This window comes from Pseudoalteromonas sp. GW168-MNA-CIBAN-0100, from assembly GCF_040309225.1.
Taxonomy (GTDB): domain Bacteria; phylum Pseudomonadota; class Gammaproteobacteria; order Enterobacterales; family Alteromonadaceae; genus Pseudoalteromonas; species Pseudoalteromonas arctica.
This window is the reverse complement of sequence record NZ_JBEOOL010001048.1, coordinates 1-239: the sequence shown is the minus strand read 5'-3', so window position 1 is coordinate 239 and position 239 is coordinate 1. Positions and strand designations below refer to the sequence as shown.

The window sequence follows — 239 nt, the reverse complement described above, 5'->3', positions numbered from 1 at the left end:
GCGATGGGCCATATAGAACATAGCCTGCAGCGATAATTGATCTTCCTGTAGAAAAAAAGTCTTCTTCACTAACTTCTGTTTGGGCAGGAGAAGCTGAAGTTATAGAAAAAATAGTACCTAATGAACCATTTACATCAGTATTAGATGAACCATCTAATGGGTCGAAACAAATAAGGTATTTGCCAAAACTATTACATAATATAATGTCTTCTACTTCTTCAGATGCGACAGCTCTAACC

At 36.4% G+C, this 239-nt stretch carries 1 pseudogene; it reads right to left on the bottom strand.

From position 1 onward, the window contains the following. Positions 1-239, bottom strand: a pseudogene (locus tag AAEY62_RS24550) (class 1 fructose-bisphosphatase); the annotation flags it as partial.